This window comes from Paenibacillus montaniterrae, from assembly GCF_018403185.1.
In the GTDB taxonomy this organism is placed as follows: domain Bacteria; phylum Bacillota; class Bacilli; order Paenibacillales; family Paenibacillaceae; genus Pristimantibacillus; species Pristimantibacillus montaniterrae.
This window is the reverse complement of sequence record NZ_BOSE01000055.1, coordinates 1-258: the sequence shown is the minus strand read 5'-3', so window position 1 is coordinate 258 and position 258 is coordinate 1. Positions and strand designations below refer to the sequence as shown.

At 49.2% G+C, this 258-nt stretch carries 2 tRNA genes; both read left to right on the top strand.

Annotated features, from left to right (window positions below):
• Positions 1–77, top strand: a tRNA-Ile gene (locus tag KJS52_RS27140).
• Positions 78–134: 57 nt separating this feature from the next.
• A tRNA-Ala gene (locus KJS52_RS27135) sits at positions 135–210 on the top strand.
• Positions 211–258 lie beyond the last annotated feature (48 nt).

Below are 258 nucleotides of genomic sequence, written 5' to 3'. Positions count from 1 at the left end.
GGGCCTTTAGCTCAGCTGGTTAGAGCGCACCCCTGATAAGGGTGAGGTCGGTGGTTCGAGTCCACTAAGGCCCACCATAACAACTTAAACCCATTCAAAAAGTAGTCTTAAACGTCACTTTTTGGGGATATTATGGGGCCATAGCTCAGCTGGGAGAGCGCCTGCCTTGCAAGCAGGAGGTCAGCGGTTCGATCCCGCTTGGCTCCACCAAGAAGATTTTTAACTTGTACCTTGAAAACTGGATAAGAAAGCAAGAAA